Origin of the sequence: Streptomyces kurssanovii (assembly GCF_040677245.1) — a bacterium.
GTDB lineage: Bacteria > Actinomycetota > Actinomycetes > Streptomycetales > Streptomycetaceae > Streptomyces > Streptomyces kurssanovii.
Genome location: NZ_JBFAQK010000005.1, coordinates 59,841 through 85,005 on the forward strand (window position 1 = coordinate 59,841; position 25,165 = coordinate 85,005).

A 25,165-nucleotide genomic window follows, 5' to 3' on the forward strand; every position below is an offset into this window, starting at 1 on the left:
CACCGCTCGATCCGCATCGGTTCCACCTGAGGAGTCCCCGTGCCGAAGTCCCCTGCCAGCGACGACTCCATCGACTCCGCCCCCACCGGCTCCGGCTCCACCGATCCCCGGCCCGTCGATGCCACGGGCACCGATGCCGCCGGGATCAGAACCGGCACCGCTTCCACCGGCACCGCTTCCACCGGCACCGCTTCCACGGGCATCGCTTCCACAGGCCTCGGAACCGGCCCCGATGCAGCCGCCGCCGGCACCGCGGCCCGGCCGCACGCGGTGCCGTTCACGCCACCCGGCCTGACCCGGCAGAACTGGGACCGGGCCGCGGCCCGCCTCCTCGCGAAGATGATCGGCGAGTTCGCCTACGAAGAGATCATCGAGCCGGTCCCGGACCCGGTCCCGTCGCCCGGAACAGCCGGATCCACCGGCAAGGCCCGTCGCTACACCCTCCCCATCGACGCCACAGGCGTGCTCACCTTCCGTGCCCGCCGTGGCGCCTACGGCAGCTGGCGTGTCGATCCCGGCTCCGTCGAATGCGACGGCCGCCCCTTCACCGACCCGCTGGCGTTCCTCGCGCGCGCCAGGAACCTGCTGGGCCTCGACGGTGCGACCCTCGGCCACCTGCTGCGCGAAATGTCCGTCACGCTGAGCAGCGACACCCGGCTCGACGGCACCGCACTGACCGCCGCCGAACTCGCGGACCTCGGCTACGCGGAGCTCGAGGGCCACCAGACGGGCCACCCGTGGCTGGTTCTCAACAAGGGCCGGATCGGCTTCTCCGCCGGCGACGCCGCGCAGTGGGCACCAGAAGCCCGCCGCCCCGTACGCCTCCCCTGGATAGCGGTGCGGACCGGCCTCGCCGCCTACCGCGGCGTCGTCGGCCTCGACCGGGCCGAGGACCTCTACCGTCGCGAGCTCGACAGGACGACCCGCGATTCCTTCGCCGACACCCTGCGTGCCAAGGGACTGGACCCGGCCGCCTACCTGTTCCTCCCGGTGCACCCCTGGCAGTGGGACGAGGTGATCCTGCCTCTGTACGCGCCCGCCGTCGCCGACGGCGACATCGTGCCTCTGCCCAGCGACGGTGACCTGCGACTTCCCCAGCAGTCCATCAGAACCTTCGTGAACGTCGACCGGCCCGATCGCCACACCGTCAAACTGCCGCTGTCGATCCTGAACACCCTGGTCTGGCGCGGCCTGCCCACGGAGCGCACTCTCGCCGCCCCCGCCGTCACCGCGTGGGTGCACGGGCTGCGTGACGCCGACCCGTTCCTGCGCGACGAGTGCCGGGTCGTCCTGCTCGGGGAGGTCGCCTCCGTCACGGTCGAGCATCCGTTGTACGACCACCTGGCAGAGGTGCCGTACCAGTACAAGGAACTGCTGGGAGCCATCTGGCGGGAACCGCTCCAGCCGCGGCTGGCAGCCGGCGAGCGGGCCCGCACCCTCGCATCGCTCCTCCACACGGACCCGCACGGCCGGGCCTTCACGGCCGAACTGGTCGACCGGTCGGGGCTCGGCCCGACCGTCTGGCTCCGGCGGCTCTTCGCGGCGCTGCTGCCTCCGCTGCTGCACTTCCTCTACCGCTACGGCACGGTCTTCTCCCCGCACGGCGAGAACGCCATCGTCGTCTACGACGACCACGATGTTCCCGTCCGCCTCGCGATCAAGGACTTCGTCGACGACGTGAACGTGAGTGCCCGGCCGGTGCCCGAGCACGCGTCCATGCCGGACGACGTCCGGCGGATCCTCCTCACCGAGGAGCCGGGCTTCCTCACCCAGTTCATCCACTCGGGTCTCTTCGTGGGCGTCTTCCGCTACCTCGCCCCGCTCTGCGAAGAGCAACTGGACGTTCCGGAGGAGGAGTTCTTCTCACTCGTAAGGGCGGAGATCCTCCGGTACCAGGCGCGCTTTCCCGAGCTCAAGGAGCGTTACGAGACGTTCGACCTGCTCACTCCCCGTATCGAGCGGTTGTGCCTCAACCGGAACCGGCTGCATCTCGACGGCTACCGGGACCGCCCGGAGCGCCCCCACGCCGCCGTCCACGGCACGGTGCCCAACCCCTTGGCGCCGGCCTGATGCTCCGATGCGTGATCCTGTTGTCGGTGGCGCCCCGTAGGGTGGTCGGGCTATGACGAAGCCATCCCTCCCCGATCTCCTCCACGCCGCCGTGACCGCCGTCGGCGGGGTGGAACGGCCAGGCCAGGTCACCATGGCCGAGGCCGTCGCCGAGGCCATCGACGACGATTCCCATCTGCTGGTCCAGGCCGGCACCGGTACGGGCAAGTCGCTCGGCTATCTGGTTCCCGCCCTGGCCCATGGCGAGCGTGTGGTCGTGGCCACGGCGACTCTGGCCCTGCAGCGGCAGCTCGTGGAGCGTGACCTGCCGCGGACGGTCGAGGCACTGCACCCGCTGCTGCGCCGCCGCCCGGAGTTCGCCATGCTCAAGGGGCGGTCGAACTATCTCTGCCTCCACCGCTTGCACGAGGGCATGCCGCAGGACGACGAGGAGGGTCTCTTCGACCAGTTCGAGGCGGCGGCCCCCACGAGCAAGCTGGGCAAGGACCTGCTCCGTATGCGGGACTGGGCCGACGAGACGGAGACAGGGGACAGGGACGACCTGACCCCTGGGGTCTCCGACCGGGCCTGGAACCAGCTCTCCGTCTCCTCGCGCGAGTGCCTGGGAGCCTCCAAGTGCGCGTACGGAGCGGAGTGCTTCGCGGAGATGGCGCGTGAGCGGGCCAAGCTCGCGGACGTCGTCGTCACCAACCACGCCCTTCTCGCGATCGACGCCATCGAAGGCGCACCGGTGCTGCCCCAGCACGAGGTGCTGATCGTCGACGAGGCCCATGAGCTCGTCTCCCGCGTCACCGGGGTCGCCACCGGCGAGCTCACCCCGGGCCAGGTCAACCGCGCCGTGCGCCGTGCGGCCAAGCTCGTCAACGAGAAGGCGGCGGACGCTCTCCAGACCGCGGCCGAGTCGTTCGAGAAGCTGATGGAGCTGGCTCTCCCAGGGCGACTCGAGGAGATTCCCGAGGATCTCGGCTACGCGTTGATGGCGCTGAGGGACGCGGCCCGCACTGTGATCACCGCGATCGGGGCCACCAGGGACAAGTCGGTCCAGGACGAGAACGCCGTGCGCAAGCAGGCCCTGGCCGCCGTCGAGAATGTGCATGCCGTGGCCGAGCGGATCAGCCACGGCTCGGAGTACGACGTGGTCTGGTACGAGCGGCACGACCGTTTCGGGGCGTCCCTGCGGGTGGCGCCGCTCTCGGTCTCCGGGCTGCTGCGGGAGAAGCTCTTCTCCGAGCGCTCGGTGGTGCTGACCTCGGCCACACTCAAGCTCGGTGGTGACTTCAACGGGGTGGGGGCGTCCCTGGGTCTCGCTCCTGAAGGCAGCGGGGGAGAGGACGTGCCGCAGTGGAAGGGGCTCGACGTCGGGTCGCCCTTCGACTATCCGAAGCAGGGCATCCTCTACGTCGCACGCCATCTCGCCACTCCGGGACGCGAAGGTTCCCGGGGCGACATGATGGACGAGCTGGCCGAGCTGGTGGAGGCCGCCGGAGGGCGCACGCTCGGCCTCTTCTCCTCGATGCGGGCGGCCCAGGCCGCCGCGGAAGAGCTCCGCGGCCGTCTCGACAAGCCGATCCTCCTGCAGGGCGAGGAGACCCTCGGCGAGTTGATCAAGACGTTCGCCGGGGATGCGGAGACGTGCCTGTTCGGCACGCTCTCGCTCTGGCAGGGCGTCGATGTGCCCGGACCGGGCTGTCAGCTCGTCGTCATGGACAGGATTCCGTTCCCGCGTCCGGACGACCCGCTGATGAGTGCCCGCCAGAAGGCGGTCGAAGAGGCGGGCGGCAACGGGTTCATGGCCGTGGCGGCGACCCATGCCGCGCTGTTGATGGCTCAGGGCGCGGGCCGGCTGGTGCGTGCCACGGGGGACCGGGGTGTGGTCGCGGTGCTTGATCCGCGGCTGGCGAACGCCCGCTACGGCAGTTACCTGCGCGCCTCGCTGCCCGACTTCTGGTACACGACGGATCGCAATCAGGTACGCCGCTCACTGGCCGCCATCGACGCAGCGGCGAAGCAGGAGGGGAAGTAGGGCCGAAGCGCCCTGCTCGTACAGCAGGACCCCGGGACCGGCGCAGTGGATCCCGGGGTCCGGTCCTGGGGCCGGCGGGTGCGGTCACACCCGGCGCAGCACCGCCACCACCTTGCCGAGGATGGTCGCCTCGTCGCCGGGGATGGGCTGGTAAGCGGCGTTGTGGGGGAGGAGCCAGACATGGCCGTTCTCCCGCTTGAAGCGCTTGACCGTGGCCTCGCCGTCGAGCATGGCTGCCACGATGTCGCCGTTCTCCGCCACGGGCTGGCGGCGCACCGTCACCCAGTCCCCGTCGCAGATCGCGGCTTCGATCATCGAGTCTCCGACGACCTTCAGTACGAAGAGCTCACCGTCGCCGACCAGCTGACGGGGGAGGGGAAAGACGTCCTCGACGGACTCCTCGGCGAGGATGGGTCCGCCGGCCGCGATGCGGCCGACCAGGGGGACATAAGAGGCGGCGGGCTTGCCGGTGGTGTCCGTGGGCTGTGTGCTGGGCTGGTCGGAGCCGCGGACCTCGTACGCCCGGGGGCGGTGCGGGTCCCTGCGCAGGAAGCCCTTGCGCTCCAAGGCCATGAGCTGGTGCGCCACCGACGATGTGCTCGACAGTCCGACCGCCTGGCCGATCTCACGCATCGACGGCGGGTATCCCCGCCGCTGGACCGAGTCGCGGATCACCTCGATGACGCGCCGCTGCCGGTCCGTGAGGCCGGAGCTGTCCGCCCTGATGCCAGGAGGTCGGCCGGGCAGCGAGCGGCCGGGCTTGGGCCCCTCCGGGGTCGTGGCTGCGTCATTCATGGCTTGCACCGGCTCGAATCGGCTCTGTGAGCGGTCCTGGGCAGTGATGGTGGCACTGTCGGCGGTGGTGGTCACGTCGGCCCCTCTCGAATGGTCTCCCTAGTTTGACAACGGTAGTAGCTTTCGAAAGGTTGCGCCAAACACACGTTCGAGTGAAAAATTGCAGATTGCCTTACCTGGGCATTCTGCTGGGTGTATGTGCGAACGATCGAACCCGGAGGGTGAGTCGTTGCGTGTGTCGCCACGGTAGCCTTCGCCGTCGGCGGCGGCCGGAGCGGGGTCCGGTGAGGCCGTTGCATCTTCGCATTCCCGCCCCTCCGAAACCGGAGTGCGGCGCGCCTGTGTCGTCCCTTCCTGTCCCTGGCCGGCGCCCTCCCGCGCGCAGCGTGCAAGGGCCGATACGGTCCGTGCGGCAGGTGTCCGGCGCCTTCACGCAGCGATGTCCACCGCGACACGCGTAGCGACCTGTGTGTGCATCGAACCCCCAGATCTAGTGGTTGGATTGGGTTAGCCACCCAGAACTTGTGTCCCCGGTGCTCCAAGGCCGAGGGCATCGCCTATGCTTGGGGCTGCTTCGAAGGGCTGGGATCCGGCCTTCAGAGGCCATTCGGTCGTGCTGTGAAGGAGGGGTTGGGGGCCATGCACTGTCCTTTCTGCAGGCATCCCGACAGTCGAGTCGTCGACAGTCGCACCACCGACGACGGAACGGCGATCCGGCGACGTCGGCAGTGTCCGGACTGCGCGCGCCGCTTCACGACGGTCGAGACCGCATCGCTCATGGTGATCAAGCGCAGTGGTGTGACCGAACCCTTCAGCCGTACCAAGGTCATCTCCGGCGTGCGCAAGGCGTGCCAGGGCCGACCGGTCACCGAGGACGCTCTCGCCCAGCTCGGGCAGCGGGTCGAGGAAGCGGTGCGCGCCACCGGCAGTGCCGAGCTGACGACCCATGACGTAGGGCTGGCCATACTGGGTCCGCTGCAGGAGCTCGACCTCGTCGCCTACCTGCGCTTCGCGTCCGTCTACCGGGCGTTCGACTCACTCGAAGACTTCGAGGCCGCCATCGCGGAGCTCCGCGCCGGGCGGCCTCCTGCTGAGGAAGGCGGGGGCCGCGGGACCGTGGAGGTCCCGGTGCCCGCCACCGCCGCCGACTGATCGGCAGAGGCTGGACGGAGAAGGGCCGCGCGAAAGGTCCGCCGGCCGGCTCAGGCGGCAAATGACCCGCTCATGGGTGCTGTGCGTGGCGCCAGAGCAACAGACACAAACCGTGCCCCGGGAAGATCTGGGCACTTCAGGGCGTTTTTGCCCGTATATGGGAGGCGGCATGACCGAGACGACGAGCGGCCCGGCACGAGGGTCCCGAGCCAAGGGATCCAAGGCGAGCAAGGGCCTGCGTATCGAGCGCGTCCACACCACCCCCGGCGTGCACCCGTACGACGAGGTGGTCTGGGAGCGCCGTGACGTCGTCATGACCAACTGGCGTGACGGCTCGGTGAACTTCGAGCAGCGTGGCGTCGAGTTCCCCGACTTCTGGTCGGTGAACGCGGTCAACATCGTCACCAGCAAATACTTCCGCGGGGCCGTCGGCACCCCGCAGCGCGAGACCGGTCTCAAGCAGCTCATCGACCGGATCGTGAAGACCTACCGCAAGGCCGGTGAGGACTACAACTACTTCGCCTCGTCCGCCGATGCCGAGATCTTCGAGCACGAGCTGGCGTACGCCCTCCTGCACCAGATCTTCAGCTTCAACTCGCCGGTGTGGTTCAACGTAGGTACGCCCCAGCCGCAGCAGGTCTCCGCCTGCTTCATCCTGTCCGTCGACGACTCCATGGAGTCGATCCTCGACTGGTACAAGGAAGAGGGCATGATCTTCAAGGGCGGCTCCGGCGCCGGCCTGAACCTCTCCCGCATCCGTTCCTCGAAGGAACTGCTGTCCTCCGGCGGCAACGCCTCCGGACCGGTCTCCTTCATGCGCGGCGCCGACGCGTCCGCAGGAACGATCAAGTCGGGCGGTGCCACCCGCCGCGCGGCGAAGATGGTCATCCTCGATGTCGACCACCCCGACATCGAGAACTTCATCGAGACCAAGGTGAAGGAAGAGGAGAAGATCCGCGCCCTGCGTGACGCGGGCTTCGACATGGACCTGGGCGGCGACGACATCACGTCGGTCCAGTACCAGAACGCCAACAACTCCGTCCGTGTGAACGACGAGTTCATGAAGGCCGTCGAGACGGGCGGCAAGTTCGGCCTGCGCGCCCGGATGACCGGCGATGTCATCGAGGAGGTCGACGCCAAGTCGCTCTTCCGCAAGATGGCAGAGGCCGCCTGGGCCTGCGCCGACCCGGGCATCCAGTACGACGACACGATCAACCACTGGCACACCTGCCCCGAGTCCGGCCGGATCAACGGTTCGAACCCGTGCAGCGAGTACATGCACCTGGACAACACCTCGTGCAACCTGGCCTCGCTGAACCTGATGAAGTTCCTGAAGGACGACGGCAAGGGCAACCAGTCCTTCGACGTCGAGCGCTTCACCAAGGTCGTCGAGCTGGTCATCACGGCGATGGACATCTCCATCTGCTTCGCGGACTTCCCGACGCAGAAGATCGGCGAGAACACCCGCGCCTACCGCCAGCTCGGCATCGGCTACGCCAACCTTGGCGCGCTCCTGATGGCGACGGGCCACGCGTACGACTCCGACGGCGGACGCGCACTCGCCGGCGCCATCACCTCGCTGATGACGGGCACCTCGTACAAGCGCTCCGCCGAGCTCGCCGCTGTCGTCGGTCCGTACGACGGCTACGCCCGCAATGCCGAGCCGCACAAGCGCGTCATGAAGCAGCACGCCGACGCCAACACCGTGGCCGTCCGGATGGACGACCTGGACAGCCCGATCTGGGCCGCCGCCACGGAAGCCTGGCAGGACGTGATCCGCCTCGGGGAGAAGAACGGTTTCCGCAACGCCCAGGCGTCGGTCATCGCCCCGACCGGCACCATCGGTCTCGCGATGTCCTGCGACACGACCGGTCTCGAGCCGGACCTCGCCCTGGTCAAGTTCAAGAAGCTGGTCGGCGGCGGCTCCATGCAGATCGTCAACGGCACGGTCCCGCAGGCCCTGCGCCGCCTCGGCTACCAGCCGGAGCAGATCGAGGCGATCGTCGCCCACATCGCCGACCACGGCAACGTGATCGACGCGCCCGGCCTGAAGACCGAGCACTACGAGGTCTTCGACTGCGCCATGGGCGAGCGCTCCATCTCCGCGATGGGTCACGTCCGCATGATGGCCGCGATCCAGCCGTGGATCTCCGGCGCGCTCTCCAAGACGGTCAACCTGCCGGAGACGGCGACCGTCGAGGACGTCGAAGAGGTCTACTTCGAGGCGTGGAAGATGGGCGTCAAGGCGCTCGCGATCTACCGCGACAACTGCAAGGTCGGCCAGCCCCTCTCCGCGAAGAAGAAGGAGCAGGAGAAGGTCACGCAGAAGACCGAGGAGACCATCCGCGCCGCGGTCGAGAAGGTCGTCGAGTACCGCCCGGTCCGCAAGCGCCTTCCGAAGGGCCGTCCCGGGATCACCACGTCCTTCACGGTGGGCGGCGCCGAGGGCTACATGACCGCCAATTCCTACCCGGACGACGGTCTCGGCGAGGTCTTCCTGAAGATGTCGAAGCAGGGCTCCACCCTCGCCGGCATGATGGACGCCTTCTCGATCGCCGTCTCGGTCGGCCTGCAGTACGGCGTTCCGCTGGAGACCTACGTCTCGAAGTTCACGAACATGCGCTTCGAGCCGGCCGGTATGACGGACGATCCGGACGTGCGGATGGCTCAGTCGATCGTCGACTACATCTTCCGCCGCCTGGCGCTGGACTTCCTGCCCTTCGAGACCCGTTCCGCCCTCGGTATCCACTCCGCGGAGGAGCGCCAGCGTCACCTGGAGACCGGCTCCTACGAGCCGTCGCTCGAGGACGACGAGATGGATGTCGAGGCACTGGCCCAGTCCGCTCCCCGGCAGCAGGAGTCACTGAAGGCCGTCACCGCCCCGCAGGCGGAGATCCCGGCGCCGAAGCAGGCGCACACCTCCGCCGAGCTCGTCGAGATGCAGCTCGGTATCAGCGCCGACGCCCCGCTCTGCTTCTCCTGCGGGACCAAGATGCAGCGCGCAGGCTCGTGCTACATCTGCGAGGGCTGCGGCTCGACCAGCGGCTGCAGCTGACCCTGGGCGAAACTCCGTCGACGCGACATCCTGCCTAGTCGGCACACGGAGTTGACCAGCAGGTGAAGAGGGGGACCGGCCAGAGGCCGGTCCCCCTTTCTGTCGTGCGCCCCTGCTGGCCCGCGCGTCGAAGGGTGCACGGGTGTTCAGGGGGTGGGGGCGCCCATCACCGTGACGAACGTCTGAGGGTCCGCGTCGAAGCCGACGAGCGCGTCGTTGAACGCCCAGTCCCCCGACTGGCCGCGGACGAACTCGCCGACCTTGGCCGCCGTGGCGCCGGCGACCGCCGTGAAGTCGTGCTGCCCGATCTCCTGGTGCCCCTCGAGGACCCGTACCGAGGCGTTCGCGACATCACCGAACACCGTGCGTCCGTTGCGCTGTTGGATCACCACGCCGAGGACCACACGGCCGTACTCCGCCGCCAGCCGGTCGAACTCCAGAGTCATGACCTCGTCGGCCCCGAAGCCCTGTCCCGTCTTGCTCTCTCTGGTCAGGATGATCGTGCCGTCGGGCGAGCGGCTGTCGAAGTGCACGACGTACGCCGGCTCACCGAACGGCGCCTGAGCGGAGTACGTCGCGGCCACGATGTCGAGGTCATGGGGCGGCTCTCCCAGCGGACTCGGATCCCACTTGAGGGTCACCTCCGCCTTCCGGACGCCCTTGTTGAGGCTGCTCACCGCTTTTTCCTTCCCCGTAACTGCCGGATGAAATGCGTTCGTTGACCGTATCGGCTCAGTGCGGGATGCGGCGAGGCGGCCGCTGGCGCACGACCTCGTCACGAAACGCGGCGATCTCACTGCTGACCTGGCGGATCAGATGGGTGTGCTCGATACGGTCCAGGTACAGGCAGCGTCGAGCGATCCCCTCGAGTTCGAAGACGAAACAGATCGACATCAGAGGGTTGATGAAGAGTTCGCTGCCCCGGGTGCGGGAGGTGAACTGCACATCCCCGAAACCGCCCCGCACGGCTGCGGCTATGGAGCCGTTCACAATGCTGGGGTGATCCGGCGTGGTGGCCTGGGCGTGCGCCACCGCGTCGAGGAAGAGGGCGCCTTCGCGAGTGGTGCGCGACACGGAGAACGCGCCGAGGTAGGCACCGTCGGTCTCGAGTGCCGCGATGTTCTCCAGCACGAGTCCATGGCTGACGCCGTGGTACGCGTCGACACCGAAACCCACGGACACGACAAGGCGTTCAGGTCCCTCGATGCCGTTCAGGGCGGCGACGCTGGTCATGTCTTCCTCGGGGGTGCCGAGTCCCGACTCGTCACCGCGCATGAGGATGTCCGTGCCTCCGTCCACGAGAACGACCGCGTCGATGTCGTACCGCTCGATCAGAGCACGGTATGCGGCACGAAGCGGCTGGACGCCCACGCGGGAAAGGGCGTGAACCGTGTCGGGGTAGCCGTGGGTGGCGAGCCACCGGGCCAGCGAGCGCTCGGGGAAATAGGTCTGGTGCGGTGCCGTGCCGGGGCCGATCACCGCCACGTCGGGGGCGAGCCACGCATCCAGCGGCAGACCCTCGGTGGCGCTGAACGTGAGGTTGGCCAGGTGGACTTCTTTGCCTTGGTGGCGCAGTGAGAGCGCGATCGGCAGGCCTGCGTACACGTCGAAGCCGCCGCCGGCGCCGGCGACGAGGACGCGCTCGGCGGACCGGAGGCGATGGAAGAGCGGGTTGGTGTGCAGGTCGGTCATGGCGATCATTGTGGGCCGCGAACGGCGTGCGGTACGGCGCGAACTCAGCGGCCGCTCCGCCTCGTCGGGCAAACCGATCGCAGCCGGAGGGGACCCACTGACGCGGAGAGTGACCGGGGCCACGTTCCGCGCCGTACGATGGCGCGGTGCTGGTCAAGTGGATTCGCTGCACGGTGGTGGACCGTCGAGGGTTCGAACGCGGGCAGCGGAAATGGGCGGGGCTGCCGGGTGAGCCAGGATTCCGGGGACAGGGCGGAGGGTGGAGCAGGCTACGGCCGAACGTGGCCCATGTCTTCGCCTTCTGGGAGACCCGGGCCTTCTACGACTCCTTCATGGCCCGCTCCCACGACCGGCTCGCGGCCGGGCAGTCGGGCACCTACAAGGACATCCAGGCCAAGCTCTTCGACTACCGCTTCGACGTCAAGACCGGGTTCGAGCCACGGTTCACGGACGCCGACGTGGTCAGGGTGGCGCACTGCAAGGTGCGTGAGGACCGGGTCGAGCACTACTCCCTGATGCAGGAGAAGGTGTGGAACCCGGCCATGGCCGGGTCGCCGGGCATGGTGCGTGGGGTGTTCGGAGAGGCGCCCGGTTGTGAGTTCCTGGTGATGTCGATGTGGTTGTCGTCGGCAGAGCACGGGAAGTACCGCGACGAGCGCATAGAGCGGTTGCTGCTGCGCGCTCAGACGCAGACGGACGTGGTGGCACTGGCCGGTGACGTGGTGGAGCTCGAGCCGTCCTGGACGGTGTGATCAGCTGCTCAGGAGCGTCCGCCCTGCCGTCCGGGCCGTGGCGAAGGCGCCTGCCCGGACCGCCGCGAGGGCGGCGGCGGCCGACTGGTCGGCGAGCGCCGGATCCATCGGCTCGCGCGTGATGAACAGCCTGAAGTACAACGGCGCGCTGACCGCACGGACGACGGCGCCCGCGTCGGTCCCGGCCGGTGCCTCCCCGCGCTCCACCGCCCGCTGTACGACTTTCTCGCAGCGGGAGAACCGCTCCGCGTAGAAGGCGTGCAGTGCCTCGGCGGCCCGTGGGGACTGGAAGGCCGCAGCGATGATCGCGGTGGGGGCGGCTGCCTGTTCCGGATCGGCGAAGGATTCGGCCGCCTCGCGTGCCAGCGCCCGCAGGTCTCCTTCGAGGCTCCCCGTGTCCGGTGGGATCCAGTCGTCCTCGCCCGCGAGGTCGAGCGTGTCGGCCAGGAGACCTTCGATGCCGCCCCACCGCCGGTACAGGGTCGTCTTGTGCACACCGGAGTGCTCGGCGACGTATTCGACGGTGAGGCCGGGGTAGCCGTGTTCGCCCAGGCCCGTGAGGACGGCGTCGCGGACGGCGGCCCGCGTGCGGGCGGTGCGACCGCCGGGGCGGAGCGTGCCGGGGGCGGACCCTGACTCAGTCAATTGCTACTCCCGTTGCGTTAGGGGATTCGAGTGTGCCACACTGCTCGTAACGCGACAACCGTTGCGTTAGAACTCCGCCGGAGGTGCACTTGCCCACTCAGATCTCCCTGCGCGGAGTGACCCTGTCCCGAGGCGACAGGCTGCTGTTCGACGGTGTCTCCCTTGCCGTGCGTCCAGGTGAGCGGATCGGCATCGTCGGGGAGAACGGTGCGGGGAAGTCGACCCTTCTTCGCCTGCTGGCCGGCATCGAGCGGCCGGCCGACGGCGAGGTGGTCACCGTCGCGGAGAAAGGGGCGGGTCATCTGGCCCAGACCCCTGAATTACCGCCCGGGAGCACGGTCGGCGAAGCCGTCGACGCCGCTCTTGCCGAACTGCGCTCCATGGAAGCGAGGCTGCGTGACCTCGAAGCGGACCTCGGGTCGGCGGAGCAGGACGTCCTCGACGAGTACGGCGATCTGCTCACAGCCTTCGAGCTCCGCGGGGGATACGAAGCCGACGCCCGTGTCGACAAGGCCATGAACGGCCTGGGCATCGCCCACGTGGACCGCGAGCGTGTCCTCGGCACTCTGTCCGGAGGCGAGCAGGCCCGACTCGGCCTCGCCTGTCTTGTCGCGGCGGCACCCGAGGTGATGCTGCTCGACGAGCCGACGAACCACCTCGACGAGACAGCGCTCGACTGGCTCGAGAGCACACTGCTCAATCACACCGGGACGGTGATCGCCGTCTCGCACGACCGCACCTTCCTGGAGCGCGTCGCCACCGCGGTCATCGAGGTGGACGCCGACCGCTGTGCCGTCGTGCGCTACGGCGGCGGCTACCAGGGCTTCCGCGCCGAGCAGGCAGCCGCTCGCAAGCGCTGGGAGCAGGCGTACGAGGAGTGGACCGAGGAGGTGGCACGGCTCGAGGGTTTCGCGAACACCACGGCGCACAGCGTCGCCGTCGGCCGGTCCATCAAGGACAACAACAAAATGGCCTACGACCGGGCCGGCGGGAGGGTCCAGGCCTCGGTCTCCGGTCGGATCCGTAACGCACAGGAGCGGCTGCGCAGACTCCGGGAGGAGCCGGTCGCGAAGCCTCCGGAGCCGCTTCGTTTCACCGCGGGGCCGGTGTCCGGCGCCGCGGCGGGCGAGCTCGTCAGCCTGACCGGCGTGCGCGTCGGCGACAGGCTCTCAGTGGATGCGTTCAGTGTCGCGGCGGGGCAGAAGATCCTGATCCACGGCGGAAACGGCGCAGGAAAGTCCACCCTGCTCCGGGTCATGGCCGGCCTTGTCGAACCGGACACCGGGTCTGTGAAACGCAGGGGGAGAACCGGCTTCCTCGCCCAGGAGATCCCGGTGAACCGGCCGGCGGAGCCCCTTCTCGAGGTCTTCCGGCGGGGCCTCGCACTCGCGGACGACGAGTCCGCGGAGCTGCTGCTGTCCTACGGGCTCTTCCGCTCACGGGATCTGCACATCTCCGTCGGATCCCTCTCCGCCGGGCAGCGTCGGCGGCTGGCCCTGGCCCGGCTGCTGGCCCGGCCCGCGGACCTGCTGCTTCTCGACGAGCCGGCCAACCATCTGGCACTCGGCCTGGTCGAGGATCTGGAGGAGGCCTTGTCCCGGTGGACGGGTGCGCTGGTGGTCGTCTCCCACGACCGTCTGCTGCGCCGTCGGTTCGACGGGCAGGTCCGCCGGATGGACTCGGGGCGGCTCCTCGACTGAACGGACGGAGCCATAGGGTCTTGGTATGGCACGACCGCGACGTATCGTCCTCGTCCGGCACGGGGAATCGGTGGGCAACGCCGATGACACGGTGTACGAACGCGAGCCCGACCATGCGCTACAGCTCACCGCGGCGGGTCTGGCCCAGGCCGCGGAGACGGGAGCGCGGCTGCGGGACCTGTTCGGCCGTGAGCGGGTCAGCGTCTACGTCTCCCCGTACCGCCGCACCCATGAGACCTTCCAGGCTTTCGGGCTCGACCCGGAGCTCGTGCGGATCAGGGAAGAGCCGAGGCTGAGGGAGCAGGACTGGGGCAACTGGCAGGACAGGGAGGACGTAAGGCTCCAGAAGGCGTACCGCGACGCTTACGGCCACTTCTTCTACCGCTTCGCGCAGGGCGAGTCCGGGGCCGACGTGTACGACCGGGTCGGCGCCTTTCTGGAGAGCCTGCACCGGAGCTTCGAGTCCCCGGACCATCCGCCGAACGTCCTCCTGGTCACCCATGGTCTGACCATGCGGCTGTTCTGCATGCGGTGGTTCCACTGGTCCGTCGCGGAGTTCGAATCGCTGTCCAACCCGGGCAACGGCGAGACCCGCACCCTGCAGCTCGGCGACGACGGCAGGTACCACCTCGACCGGCCCTTCGAGCAGTGGAGGACCCCGGAGCCGTACGGGGCCACCGGATAGAGTGGCAGGAAGATGACCGCTGAACCCGCATCCGACCGGCGCTTCGCACGCGCTCTGGACAGCCTGCGCGGCCTGTCCGTGGGAGACGCTCTGGGCTCCCAGTTCTTCGTTCCCTCCAACTATCCGCTGCTCAAGAGGCGCGAGCTGCCGCCGTCCGTCTGGCAGTGGACCGACGACACAGAGATGGCCTGCTCCGTCCTCGCCGTGCTCGTCGACCACCACCGTGTGGACCAGGACGCCCTCGCCCGGTCCTTCGCCGAACACCACGACTTCGACCGCGGCTACGGCCCTGCCGTGAACCGGCTCCTCCGGCTGATCAGGGAGGGCGGCGACTGGCGGGAGCTGGCTGCCGAGCTCTTCAAGGGGCAGGGGTCGTGGGGCAACGGTTCCGCGATGCGGATCGCACCCCTCGGCGCCTGGTACGCGGACGATCCCGAGCAGGCCACGCACCAGGCCGAGATCTCCTCGTACCCCACCCATCAGCACCGGGAGGCGGTGGTCGGCGCCATGGCGGTGGCCGCGGCGGCGGCGCTCGCCGCCGACCCCGCCGGGCCGCCCGCGCCGGCGGACCTGCTGGACGGCGTGGTCGCCCTGGTGCCGCGCAGCGCGGTGGGCGCCGGACTGCGCCGGGCCCGGGACATGCTCGACTACGACGACGCCGGTACGGTCGCCGCCGTGCTCGGCTGCGGGCGGCGTACCAGCGCCCATGACACGGTGCCGTTCGCGCTGTGGTCCGCCGCCAGGTCGCTCGGCGACTTCGAGCAGGCGTTCTGGACCACCGCCCAGGTGGGCGGCGACGTCGACACCACGTGCGCCATCGCCTGCGGCGTCGTCGCCGCGAGCAAGGGCGGACAGCCGCCGGCCCACTGGCTGGAGCAGACGGAGGAACTGCCCGGCTGGGTGCCCGGCGCCGACCGGCTCGGCTGACGCCGGAGCACCCGTGAGCGGATACAGGCCGTCCCCCCGCGTACGGCCTGTATCCGGGGCGTCATGCGGCGTGGCCGCCGGGGCCCGCCGCTCCGCTGAGTGCCTCCAGGTCGCTCTTGCGCACCCTGACCACGAGAACGGCTGTCACAACGGCGAGAGCGACCAGGCCCACCCCCGCCCAGAACGCGGTGGCGATGCCTTCGGCCAGCACCTGGTGACCCCACGGAGGCGGCAGCTCGTGGGTCCGTGCGAAGGCCTCCTGCTGGGCAGGCGTCGCTTCGGCGAGGAACGAGGGCATCTGGCGCTCGGCCTCGTCACGGCTCGCCGTTCCGAAGACCGTCATGAGGATCGACAGGCCGAGTGAACCGCCGACCATCTGGGTGGCATTGAGCAGGCTGGAGGCCGCACCCGACTCGTGCTGCGCCACGCCCGACACGGCGGTCAGCGTCGCCGTCACGAACACCAGGCCCATGCCGAAGCCGAAGAGCAGCATCGGCCCCAGCACTCCGCCCAGATAGGAGCTGTCGGGCGAGATGAGTGTCAGCCAGGCCATGCCGGTGCCCGTGAGGACCGCGCCGGCGGTCAGGAAGGGCTTCGGGCCCAGCACGGGCAGCAGCCTCGTGGAGAGGCCGGCCGATGTCATGATCGCCACCGTGACCGGGAGGAACGCGAGCCCGGAGGTGATGGGGCTGTAGTCGAGCACGTTCTGCACGAACAGGACGATGAAGAAGAACATGCCGAACATCGCAGCCGCGAGACTCATCATGATCAGATACGTGCCGGAACGGTTGCGGTCGGCGAACATCCGCAGCGGCGTGATCGGATCACTGGTCCTGCGTTCGGTCAGTACGAACGCGGTCAGCAGCACCAGGGAGGCTGCGAACGCACCGAGGGTGAGCCCATCGCTCCAGCCGTCCTCCGAGGCCCTGATGAAGCCGTAGACCAGCGACGCCATGCCCGCGGTCGAGGTGAGGGCGCCTGTCACGTCGAATCGGCCGGGGTTGCGCTCCGACTCGTTGATGAACACCGGCGCGAGGACGGCGATGAGGATGCCGATGGGCAGGTTCACGTAGAAGACCCAGCGCCAGTCCAGCCACTCGGTGAGCATGCCTCCGGCCAGCAGTCCGATGGCGGCGCCGCTCGCGGAGACGGCCGCGAAGATGCCGAAGGCGCGGTTGCGTTCCGGCCCCTCGCGGAAGGTCGTGGTGATCAGGGCGAGCGCCGTGGGCGAGGCGATGGCACCACCGACGCCCTGCAGTGCGCGGGCCGCCAGCATCTGCCACGGCTCCTGGGCGATGCCGCACAGCAGCGAGGCGAAGGTGAAGAGCAGCACGCCGGAGACGAACACCCGTCGGCGGCCGAGGATGTCGCCCGCCCTGCCCCCGAGCAGCAGGAGTCCGCCGAAGGTGAGTGTGTAGGCGTTCACCACCCAGGAGAGCTGGGTCGTGGTGAACTCGAGAGTTCCCTGGATGTGCGGAAGTGCGATATTCACAATCGTGGTGTCGAGGACCACCATGAGCTGCAGGGCTGCGATGACGGTGAGTGCGACGCCAGGACGCCCCGGTCGGCGGGCAGCTCCCGGAGCAGCAGGTGCGGTTAACTGAGAGGTTGTCACTATGGGTCCCCCACACATGAGTTAGTGAACGAAGGCGTTCACTTTCCCGTCAACCGTAGAGAGTCCCCGTCAGTGAACGCAAGCGTTCACTGAACCTCCCGTCCCCAACGGAGATATGAAGATGGCCACTTCGCGCTGGACCGGTGCCGCGGAAGTTCCGCCGGTCGCCCTGCGCCGACGAGGGCCCGTGCTGGAGCGTGCGATCCTCGAAGCCGCCCTGGAGCAGCTCAGTACGGTCGGCTGGAGCGGGCTCACGATGGAGGGGGTGGCCGCCTCCGCGCAGACCGGCAAGGCGGCCGTCTACCGTCGCTGGCCCTCGAAGGAGGATCTTGTCGCCGACGCGCTCGAGGCGGGCCTGCCGAGCCTCGATGAGGCCCCCGACCGCGGCAGCGTCCGGGAGGACCTCCTCCACGTCTGCCGGCGGGTGCGTGACGCGATGTTCTCCCGCACCGGGATGGCGCTGCGCTCGGTGCTCTACGAATGCGACACCGCCACCGCGGAACGCTTCCAGAGCCTGATCAACACCAGGGTGATCGGACCGTCCACCCAGCTCTTCCGCGAGGTCGTGCACCGTGGTGTGCGCCGCGGTGACGTGCGGGCGGACGCGGCCTGCGAGCTCGTCCTCGACGTGATCCCCGGCCTGCTGATGTACCGCTCGAAGATCTGTGGAAGTCACTGGCCGGACCGGGACATCGCGGAGATGATCGACCAGGTCATGGTCCCGCTGCTCCGGCCCCACAGCTGTCCGCCGCCGTCTCGCGGAACGTGATCCGGAGCCGGGTGTCATCCGGCCGCCGGGGCGGCGTACCCTTGTGGGCGCCATGGCCTACGAACCACCTACCCACGCAGTCGAGCGCTCGATCCGGGCCACGACCGGCGCCAAGATCGTTGCCGGGATCGACGAAGTCGGCCGCGGAGCGTGGGCGGGACCGGTCACGGTCTGCGCGGCGGTCACGGGCCTGCGCCGGCCCCCCGTCGGCCTCACCGACTCCAAGCTGATCACTCCCAAGCGCCGCGCGGAGATGGCGGAGCTTCTGGAGGGCTGGGTCACGGCTCACGCCCTCGGTCATGCCTCCCCCGAGGAGATCGACGAACTGGGGATGACGGCGGCACTCCGACTGGCAGCCGGGCGGGCGCTGGAAGCGCTGCCGGTGCGCCCGGACGCCATCATCCTCGACGGCAAACACGACTACCTGGGAGTGCCCTGGCAGGTGCGCACGGTGATCAAGGGCGACCAGTCCTGCGTGGCCGTGGCCGCCGCATCGGTGATCGCCAAGGTGCACAGGGACGCGATGATGGCTCAACTGCCGGGGGAGTTCGCCGCGTTCGGCTTCGCCGACAACGCCGGCTATCCGTCGCCCGTGCACAAGGCCGCCCTCCGGGAGCTCGGACCCACCCCGTACCACCGGCTGTCCTGGGCCTATCTGGACTACCTGCCCCAATGGAGGCACCTCAAGAAGGTCCGGCTCTCGCCGGAGGCGGCCGAACTCGAAAGCGGGGGCCAGCTCGGCTTCGACTTCTGAACTCGCCCCGCCGTCACCATCCGTCGCACGTTTTGTGCCACCCGCCGATGCCATCCGCAGCGGCGTTTGATAGACATCCACCCATGCCTCTCATTCCCGAGGAGCCTCACATTCACGAGAGCGCCCAGGGTCCCCGCGTCACTCCGGCCACAGGCCGCACCGCGCCGACCCCCCGTCCCGTCCCCGGTCCGCGTTCCGCGGCCTCGCCGCGTCCCGGTCACCCGGGCCCCGGGCCGTCCCGGCCCGCCCCGCCCGCGCAGCGTGGGTCCGGCGCTGCCGGCAAGCCGAAGCCGTCCCGGCCGGAGAATCGTTCCGCGCCGCAGGTCCAGCTGGTCCCCGCCCCGGCGGGTGGCGCGCTGGACGCCGCCGACGAGGCGGTCGACCTGCTGCTGGACTCCGGCCGCGCCCCCGGCGACGTCCTGGTTTTCACCACCGGTGACCAGCACCCGTGGGCCGCTCACGAGCTGTCGTTCGGTGAGGGCGCCTACTGGGCCCAGCACGACGCCCGCGACGATGTCTTCTACGCGGACGCGTCTTCCGTGGAGCGGGCCGCGGCACGCCCCGTGGTCGTTGTCGCGGTCAACGGCGGCACGGACGACACCGCCGCCCGCGCGCTGCCGGCCGCGATGGAGAAGGCTTCGGCGCTTCTCATCGTGTGCGGTGACCCGGAGCGGATCAACGCCGTGCTCGGCGCGGCCGTCTGATCCGCACCGGCGGAACGGGCCGCACGGCCCGGTCGTGACCCGGCTGCCCAGTGCCTGGGCAGCCGGTGGATGACACCTTCAGCGGGCCGCCGTGCGCCGGAGCGCGTCCACGGCGCCCCCTGCCGTACGCAGGGGCACATGGTCGGTGTCGGTCCCCGCGTCCGCCAGACGGCCGGGCGAGGACGTCGAGTTGGGGTGCCGGCCGCCCCGGCCCTCACCCAGCACCTGCCAACCTCCGCGTGTCAGCGTGATGTACGCGCCGCAGCGCAGGCCGTGCAGCGTGCAGGCGTCCCGCAGGCCCCACATCCAGGCCCCGTCCTCCTCCGTCCAACGCTCGTCGCCCTCACGGCAGTAGAGCAGCACGGCGGTGCGCACCGGCGTACGCCGTCGGAGGTCGTGAGGGATCACGCGGCGCAGATGGGCCAGCAGCGCGTTGCGGAACTCCCAGCCGTCCGCCGGAACGGCACGCCGGGAGAACGACGCGCTGGCCGCGAGCCGTTCCTCGTGATCGAGCACGGCGACGACAGCCGTCGCCGGGGCGGGACGGTGCCGCGCGTGCAGTCCGCCGACGACCTCACGCGGATTGCGCAGCAGTGGGATGCCGGCCGCGGCCCACTCGGCCGGTTCGAGCAACCGGGCAAGGCGGTTGGCGGAGTTGGCCGATGCGGTGATCGAAGTGGCTGCGGACGAAGCGAATCCGAAGGTCACGGTCCTCCCTTCGCATACGCGCCCACAGTGCGGGCAGGGTCGGGTGAGGGCGCGCCGCGGCAAGGCCCTTCTGGACCACTTACGGGCCGTGCGGGGAGCAGTCCAATTCTTCCTGCCGCATGGGAATGCGGCAACGAGCAATTCGGCACGACCGGCTGAAATCGGCGGGTATGACTCTCATATCCCTTCCCCTATCTGCCACCGGTGACCCCTCCGCATCAGGACTGGACGGCAAGGACCAGCGGAAACACGCCCTGCGCGCCCGCTCTGCGCAGCAGCCGCGACGCCACGGCCAGAGTCCAGCCGCTCTCCGAGTAGTCGTCCACCAGAAGAACAGGCCCGTCGGCGGCGGCCAGGGCCTCGGCCAACTGCGGCGGCACGACGAGCGTCTCGTGCAGAGCCCGCACCCGCTGCGCGCTGTTGGTGCGCGAAACGTGTGCGTCCAGGGCCTCCGGTGCGTACTCGACGGTGCCGAGCACGGGCATCCTGCCGACCTGCCCGATACGGCTCCCGAGAGAGCCGATCAGACGGGGCCTGGTGCGGGAGGCGATCGTGACCACGCCCACGGGCCGCGCCGGCGCGTCCACGGCCCCGGAGGCCCAGCCGCCCGGCCCCTTGGCCCAGTCGGCGAGCACGGTCACGACAGCGTCGGCCATGTCGTCGGGAACGGGGCCGTCCGGTGCCTGCGGAGCGAACATCGGGCGCAGGCGGTTCCCCCAGCCGATGTCCGAAAGCCGCCCCAGTGCCCGCCCGGTGAAGGACTGCTCACCTTCCGGGATCCGGCCTTTGAGGGCGACGCCGACGGCGGCCAGTCCGGTCGGCCACATCTTGCGGGGCTCTACGTCGACGCCCGGCCTGCCGAGCTCCCCGCGTGCCGCGTCCAGAGCCCCCGCCGACACCTTGTCACTGAATCGCGCTCCGGAGCAGTTGTCGCAACGTCCGCAGGGCGTCGCCTCCTCGTCGTCGAGCTGGCGCCTCAGGAACTCCATCCGGCACCCGCTGGAGCGGGCGTACTCGCGCATCGCCTGCTGCTCGGCCGCCCGCTGGCGGGCCACCCACGCATAGCGTTCCGCGTCGTAGGACCACGGCTGTCCCGTCGCGGTCCAGCCGCCCTTTACCCGGCGCACCGCGCCGTCCACGTCGAGCACCTTGAGCATCGTTTCGAGCCGCGTGCGCCGCAGTTCCACCAAGGGCTCCAGCGCGGGCAGGGACAACGGCCTGTCCGCCTGCGCCAGCACGTCGAGCGTGCGCCGCACAAGCTCCTCGGGAGGGAAGGCGACGGACGCGAAGTACTGCCAGATCGCCTCGTCCTCCTTACCGGGCAGAAGGAGCACCTCCGCATGCTCCACGCCACGGCCTGCGCGGCCCACCTGCTGGTAGTAGGCGATCGGCGACGAGGGGGAGCCGAGGTGCACGACGAAGCCGAGATCCGGCTTGTCGAACCCCATGCCCAGTGCCGAGGTCGCGACCAGCGCCTTTACGCGGTTCGCGAGCAGGTCCTCCTCCGCCTGCTGGCGGTCCGCGTTCTCCGTGCGTCCGGTGTACGAGGTCACGGTGTGACCGCACTGGCGCAGGTACGCGGTCACCTCCTCGGCGGCGGCGACCGTCAATGTGTAGATGATTCCGGAGCCCGGCAGCTCCCCGAGATGGTCGGCCAGCCAGGCGAGACGGCCGGCGGCATCCGGGAGTTGCAGCACTCCGAGGCTCAGGCTCTCCCGGTCCAGCGGGCCGCGCAGCACCAGGGCGTCCGTGCCCGCGCCCGTGCCGAGCTGCTCCGCGACGTCCGCCGTGACCCGCGCATTGGCGGTGGCGGTCGTCGCCAGGACGGGGACGCCGGCGGGAAGCTCGGCGAGCATGGTGCGCAGCCTGCGGTAGTCGGGACGGAAATCATGGCCCCAGTCCGAGATGCAGTGGGCCTCGTCCACCACGAGCAGTCCGGTCGCGGCCGAGAGCCGGGGCAGTACCTGGTCGCGGAAGTCGGGGTTGTTCAGCCGCTCCGGGCTCACGAGCAGGACATCGACCTCACCAGCGGCGACCTCGGACTGGATCGTCTCCCATTCCTCGGTGTTCGACGAGTTGATCGACCGGGCGCGGATGCCCGCCCGGGCCGCCGCCTCGACCTGGTTGCGCATGAGCGCGAGCAGGGGAGAGACGATCACGGTGGGGCCGCTGCCGCGTGCCCGCAGCAGGGAGGTGGCGACGAAGTAGACCGCGGACTTTCCCCACCCGGTCCGCTGGACGACCAGCGCACGGCGCTTGTCGGCGACGAGGGCCTCGATGGCCCGCCACTGGTCCTCACGCAGCCGGGCACGGCCGGAGGTGTCGGAGACGAGCCGGGCCAGTACGGAATCGGCGGAAGCCCGAAGCTCCGCGCGGTCTGCGTTGGTCATGCACCCATGCAACCCGATGACACCGACAAAGCGCGAACGAGCCCGTGACCTGTGGACAACTTTATCCACAGGGGTCGCGGCGAGTGGGGCAGGCACGGGACCGTCAGGGCATGAACAAGCACCACGACCTCACCGGATCAGGCCCCGACCAGCAGATCACCCTGCGCGGCCCTGGCGAACTCGCCGACGCGCTTCCGTACATGATGGGCTTCCACCCGACCGACTCGATCGTGCTCGTCGCCCTGCACGGCAGCCATGGACGCTTCGGCGGACGGCTACGGCTCGGAATTCCGCGTTCGCCACGGGAGTGGGAGCCCGTAGCGGCCCAGCTCGCGGAGTGTCTGATCCGGGGCAGCGGGCGCCGCGGGCCACGCCCCGACGGCATCGTCGTGTTCCTGTGCCAGGACCCGGTCGGCGACGAGACGGGCGACCGGGTGATGGAGCGCCTGCGCCCGCTCGCGCAGCGGCTGCGCACCGCCTGCGGAGGCCTCGACGTGCCCGTGTACGAGGCACTGTGCATTTCCGACGGCCGTTTCTGGAGCTACTGCTGTCCTGATGCCCGCTGCTGCCCGCCCGACGGCACGCCGCTCGCTCTGCCGGGCACGTCGGTGATGGCCGCCGCAGCCGCGTACGCGGGTGTCCGGGTGCGTGGAAGCCTGCGCGACATGGAGCGGCGGTTCGCCCCGCGACCCGGCCCGGCGACGGAGGAACAGGTGCGAGCGCTGGACGCCGCGGGCGCCGTACTGACCTCCAGGATTCTCGACGCGCAAGGCCGGCAGGAGGTCGCCGACGAGACCGTCGCGCTGGCCCGCCTCCTGCTGGAACGGATGGCGGAAGCCCCTCGTGCCGACGGTGATCCCGCTGCCGACGCCGAGGACGACCGGCTCGTCTCGGACGACGAAGCCGCCGCGGTGATCCTCGGCCTCCAGGACCGGGAGACGAGGGACCGGGCGGCGCAATGGATGGAGGGGGAGGAAGCAGCTCCGGCCCTGCGTCTCTGGCGTGTTCTGTCGAGGCGCTGCGCCGGGCCCTACACGGAGCACGCCGCCGCGACGCTCACCCTTGCCGGATGGGTGTCCTGGTCCGTCGGCGACGAGCCCGGCGCACGCGTGGCACTCGGGCTCGCCCTCCGGGCGGACCCCGAGTATGTCTTCGCACGCCTGCTGCACCAGGCGTGCAACGAAGGGCTGGATCCGGAAACGGTGCGCCGTTGCCTGCGGAGTCAACGGGACCTCCCGTCGCAGGGGACACCGTCAGCACCCTGCCCCGACGCGCACCGGGCCCCGGCCGGGCAGCGGCGGCGCGGCAGGCCCGTCAGGCCGTCCGCCGCTGAGCCGGACGAGGCCGGCTCGCACCGCCGGCACCCTCGGAGCGGTGCCGCGCCCGGCCGCCCACGCCATGGAACAGCGGCCGCTCGCGCTCGTACGCGTGCCGCACGACGCAGCGGGCAGCGCGGTGCCAGGAGCGGACGATGACCGGGTACCGGTGCGGTGGCCGACGGCCCGTAGTGCGGCGGCTTTCGGCAGCCTCCATGCTCCGGCAATGGGCAATCCCAACGGGCAACCCCCAAGGGCAACGGTCGGGCGGTCCGCAGCGTCGCCCAAGCGCCCGCATCGGCCCCGCGGCGGTCCGCGGTGGCCCGCAGTGGTTCAGCGACGGTCGAGCCGGCCGCAGGCGGGCTCCACTTGGGAGGTGGGGGGCCGACGGCGATGGACGTCCGGAGCCGGGCCGAAAACGATGGGCGCAGGCGTGGAAGGCTGTGTTTATCGTCAGGCAGACGACTATGATCGCCGCATGTCGCCCTACGACCCGTCGGCCTTCCCGCCCTTTGCCGTCACTGTCGACCTGGTCGTGCTCACCGTGCGTCGGCATGCGCTCTGCGCCCTCGTCGTACGCCGCGGCGAGCCGCCGTTCCAGGGACGGTGGGCGTTGCCCGGAGGCTTCGTCAGGGGCGACGAGGACCTGTCGGCGGCGGCCGCGCGCGAACTGGCCGAGGAAACGGGACTGTGCGCCCACGACCCCGCCTCTCCGGGATCGGCCAACGGTGCCCACCTGGAACAGCTCGCCACCTACGGCGACCCCAAGCGTGATCCACGGATGCGGGTGGTGAGCGTCGCGCATCTCGTGCTTGCCCCGGACCTGCCGGCGCCCCGTGCCGGCGGCGACGCGAACAGCGCCCGTTGGGCGCCGGTCGAGGAGCTCCTTGCCCGGGACACCGCTTTCGCACGGGAGGACGAACAGGAGGCGCCGCTCGCCTTCGACCACGCGGTGATCCTGGCGGACGGTGTGGAACGGGCCCGTTCCAAGATCGAGTACTCGTCCCTGGCCACGGCGTTCTGCCCGCCGGAGTTCACGGTCGGAGAGCTGCGGAGGGTGTATGAGGCGGTGTGGGGCGTCGCCCTCGACCCCCGCAACTTCCACCGCAAGGTGACCGGTACACCGGGATTCCTGGTCCCGGCCGGCGGCACGACCACCCGGCAGGGTGGCCGGCCCGCCCAGCTCTTCCGGGCCGGTGGCGCCACGATTCTGAACCCCCCGATGCTCCGGCCCGAGGTCTGATTCCGGGGCGGTGGCGGCGCGCCCAGGGCGCCGCGTGCGCGGGCGCGGCATGGCATGGCGCGGCACGGCACGGCACGGAACGACACGGCATGGCACGGCTCGAGGGGCCTCCCGGCAGTTCGAGACGCGGGCCCATGGCGGGACGGAGGTGCGGTCTCTCGCCGTGGCCT

20 protein-coding genes are annotated in these 25,165 nt (G+C 70.0%); 13 read left to right on the forward strand and 7 right to left on the reverse strand.

Annotated features, from left to right (window positions below; all coding sequences use genetic code 11):
* The first annotated feature begins 270 nt into the window (after positions 1–270).
* Together AB0K36_RS06215 and AB0K36_RS06220 are read left to right on the forward strand one after the other, a co-directional pair.
* Positions 271–2,070 carry an IucA/IucC family protein gene (locus AB0K36_RS06215; protein WP_364589277.1) on the forward strand — a complete coding sequence of 600 codons (1,800 nt, stop codon included), beginning with the start codon at positions 271–273 and terminating at the stop codon, positions 2,068–2,070.
* Positions 2,071–2,122: 52 nt separating this feature from the next.
* Positions 2,123–4,093: an ATP-dependent DNA helicase gene (locus AB0K36_RS06220; protein ID WP_364589005.1), complete on the forward strand. Its 1,971-nt coding sequence runs from the start codon at positions 2,123–2,125 to the stop codon at positions 4,091–4,093.
* Positions 4,094–4,177: 84 nt separating this feature from the next.
* Here the strand turns inward: AB0K36_RS06220 and lexA are convergent, their stop codons facing one another.
* Complete coding sequence (lexA, locus tag AB0K36_RS06225) at positions 4,178–4,963, reverse strand: transcriptional repressor LexA (RefSeq protein ID WP_189474654.1); 786 nt, start codon at positions 4,961–4,963, stop codon at positions 4,178–4,180.
* A gap of 564 nt (positions 4,964–5,527) precedes the next feature.
* On the opposite strand from lexA, the gene nrdR reads away from it, so the two are divergent.
* Positions 5,528–6,040, forward strand: coding sequence for a transcriptional regulator NrdR (nrdR, locus tag AB0K36_RS06230; RefSeq protein WP_364589008.1), 513 nt, complete (start codon positions 5,528–5,530; stop codon positions 6,038–6,040).
* Positions 6,041–6,209: 169 nt separating this feature from the next.
* Positions 6,210–9,095, forward strand: coding sequence for a vitamin B12-dependent ribonucleotide reductase (locus AB0K36_RS06235; RefSeq protein WP_364589011.1), 2,886 nt, complete (start codon positions 6,210–6,212; stop codon positions 9,093–9,095).
* A 146-nt stretch (positions 9,096–9,241) separates the two neighbouring features.
* Here the strand turns inward: AB0K36_RS06235 and AB0K36_RS06240 are convergent, their stop codons facing one another.
* Complete coding sequence (locus AB0K36_RS06240) at positions 9,242–9,823, reverse strand: TerD family protein (protein WP_364589280.1); 582 nt, start codon at positions 9,821–9,823, stop codon at positions 9,242–9,244.
* Between the two features lie 4 nt (positions 9,824–9,827).
* Positions 9,828–10,787, reverse strand: coding sequence for a DUF1152 domain-containing protein (locus AB0K36_RS06245; RefSeq protein ID WP_364589014.1), 960 nt, complete (start codon positions 10,785–10,787; stop codon positions 9,828–9,830).
* Between the two features lie 146 nt (positions 10,788–10,933).
* On the opposite strand from AB0K36_RS06245, the gene AB0K36_RS06250 reads away from it, so the two are divergent.
* Positions 10,934–11,539: a YdbC family protein gene (locus AB0K36_RS06250; RefSeq protein WP_005311059.1), complete on the forward strand. Its 606-nt coding sequence runs from the start codon at positions 10,934–10,936 to the stop codon at positions 11,537–11,539.
* Here the strand turns inward: AB0K36_RS06250 and AB0K36_RS06255 are convergent, their stop codons facing one another.
* On the reverse strand, positions 11,540–12,184 hold the full coding sequence (locus AB0K36_RS06255) for a TetR/AcrR family transcriptional regulator (RefSeq protein WP_364589017.1): 645 nt from the start codon (positions 12,182–12,184) through the stop codon (positions 11,540–11,542).
* Between the two features lie 89 nt (positions 12,185–12,273).
* On the opposite strand from AB0K36_RS06255, the gene AB0K36_RS06260 reads away from it, so the two are divergent.
* The 3 genes from AB0K36_RS06260 to AB0K36_RS06270 are packed head-to-tail and all read left to right on the forward strand — an operon-like array spanning position 12,274 to position 15,496.
* Complete coding sequence (locus AB0K36_RS06260; RefSeq protein WP_435877796.1) at positions 12,274–13,884, forward strand: ABC-F family ATP-binding cassette domain-containing protein; 1,611 nt, start codon at positions 12,274–12,276, stop codon at positions 13,882–13,884.
* A 25-nt stretch (positions 13,885–13,909) separates the two neighbouring features.
* Entirely contained in the window at positions 13,910–14,569 is a 660-nt protein-coding gene (locus tag AB0K36_RS06265) for a histidine phosphatase family protein (RefSeq protein WP_189474667.1), read from the forward strand.
* 12 nt (positions 14,570–14,581) lie between these two features.
* The gene (locus AB0K36_RS06270) at positions 14,582–15,496 is read left to right on the forward strand and encodes an ADP-ribosylglycohydrolase family protein (RefSeq protein ID WP_364589023.1); all 915 of its coding nucleotides are present in this window, start codon (positions 14,582–14,584) and stop codon (positions 15,494–15,496) included.
* 61 nt (positions 15,497–15,557) lie between these two features.
* Here the strand turns inward: AB0K36_RS06270 and AB0K36_RS06275 are convergent, their stop codons facing one another.
* A complete protein-coding gene (locus AB0K36_RS06275; protein WP_435877797.1) occupies positions 15,558–17,111 on the reverse strand; it encodes an MFS transporter in 1,554 nt (517 codons plus the stop codon).
* Positions 17,112–17,232: 121 nt separating this feature from the next.
* On the opposite strand from AB0K36_RS06275, the gene AB0K36_RS06280 reads away from it, so the two are divergent.
* The 3 genes from AB0K36_RS06280 to AB0K36_RS06290 all read left to right on the forward strand — a co-directional run bounded on the left by AB0K36_RS06280 (position 17,233) and on the right by AB0K36_RS06290 (position 19,338).
* Positions 17,233–17,880, forward strand: coding sequence for a TetR/AcrR family transcriptional regulator (locus tag AB0K36_RS06280; RefSeq protein ID WP_364589029.1), 648 nt, complete (start codon positions 17,233–17,235; stop codon positions 17,878–17,880).
* Between the two features lie 52 nt (positions 17,881–17,932).
* Positions 17,933–18,634, forward strand: coding sequence for a ribonuclease HII (gene rnhB, locus AB0K36_RS06285; RefSeq protein ID WP_189474675.1), 702 nt, complete (start codon positions 17,933–17,935; stop codon positions 18,632–18,634).
* A gap of 83 nt (positions 18,635–18,717) precedes the next feature.
* A complete protein-coding gene (locus tag AB0K36_RS06290) occupies positions 18,718–19,338 on the forward strand; it encodes a hypothetical protein (RefSeq protein WP_364589033.1) in 621 nt (206 codons plus the stop codon).
* A gap of 78 nt (positions 19,339–19,416) precedes the next feature.
* Here AB0K36_RS06290 and AB0K36_RS06295 read toward each other — a convergent pair whose 3' ends face one another.
* Both AB0K36_RS06295 and AB0K36_RS06300 read right to left on the reverse strand, forming a co-directional pair.
* Entirely contained in the window at positions 19,417–20,046 is a 630-nt protein-coding gene (locus AB0K36_RS06295; RefSeq protein WP_005311039.1) for a hypothetical protein, read from the reverse strand.
* A gap of 218 nt (positions 20,047–20,264) precedes the next feature.
* Complete coding sequence (locus AB0K36_RS06300; protein ID WP_364589036.1) at positions 20,265–22,436, reverse strand: RecQ family ATP-dependent DNA helicase; 2,172 nt, start codon at positions 22,434–22,436, stop codon at positions 20,265–20,267.
* A 110-nt stretch (positions 22,437–22,546) separates the two neighbouring features.
* Between AB0K36_RS06300 and AB0K36_RS06305 the strand changes: the two genes are divergently transcribed.
* A complete protein-coding gene (locus AB0K36_RS06305; RefSeq protein ID WP_364589039.1) occupies positions 22,547–23,911 on the forward strand; it encodes a DUF4192 domain-containing protein in 1,365 nt (454 codons plus the stop codon).
* A gap of 319 nt (positions 23,912–24,230) precedes the next feature.
* Positions 24,231–24,995, forward strand: a complete 765-nt coding sequence (locus AB0K36_RS06310) for an NUDIX hydrolase (RefSeq protein WP_189474680.1) — start codon at positions 24,231–24,233, stop codon at positions 24,993–24,995.
* Positions 24,996–25,165: the final 170 nt, after the last annotated feature.

Bases quoted from the DNA above. Each gene is read 5' to 3' on its own strand.
- nrdR (WP_364589008.1), top strand. From the start codon at position 5,528: ATGCACTGTCCTTTCTGCAGGCATCCCGACAGTCGAGTCGTCGACAGT.
- AB0K36_RS06280 (WP_364589029.1), top strand. From the start codon at position 17,233: ATGGCCACTTCGCGCTGGACCGGTGCCGCGGAAGTTCCGCCGGTCGCC.
- AB0K36_RS06245 (WP_364589014.1), bottom strand. From the start codon at position 10,787: ATGACCGACCTGCACACCAACCCGCTCTTCCATCGCCTCCGGTCCGCC.
- AB0K36_RS06305 (WP_364589039.1), top strand. From the start codon at position 22,547: ATGAACAAGCACCACGACCTCACCGGATCAGGCCCCGACCAGCAGATC.
- AB0K36_RS06270 (WP_364589023.1), top strand. From the start codon at position 14,582: ATGACCGCTGAACCCGCATCCGACCGGCGCTTCGCACGCGCTCTGGAC.
- AB0K36_RS06300 (WP_364589036.1), bottom strand. From the start codon at position 22,436: ATGACCAACGCAGACCGCGCGGAGCTTCGGGCTTCCGCCGATTCCGTA.
- AB0K36_RS06220 (WP_364589005.1), top strand. From the start codon at position 2,123: ATGACGAAGCCATCCCTCCCCGATCTCCTCCACGCCGCCGTGACCGCC.
- AB0K36_RS06310 (WP_189474680.1), top strand. From the start codon at position 24,231: ATGTCGCCCTACGACCCGTCGGCCTTCCCGCCCTTTGCCGTCACTGTC.
- AB0K36_RS06235 (WP_364589011.1), top strand. From the start codon at position 6,210: ATGACCGAGACGACGAGCGGCCCGGCACGAGGGTCCCGAGCCAAGGGA.
- AB0K36_RS06290 (WP_364589033.1), top strand. From the start codon at position 18,718: ATGCCTCTCATTCCCGAGGAGCCTCACATTCACGAGAGCGCCCAGGGT.
- AB0K36_RS06265 (WP_189474667.1), top strand. From the start codon at position 13,910: ATGGCACGACCGCGACGTATCGTCCTCGTCCGGCACGGGGAATCGGTG.
- rnhB (WP_189474675.1), top strand. From the start codon at position 17,933: ATGGCCTACGAACCACCTACCCACGCAGTCGAGCGCTCGATCCGGGCC.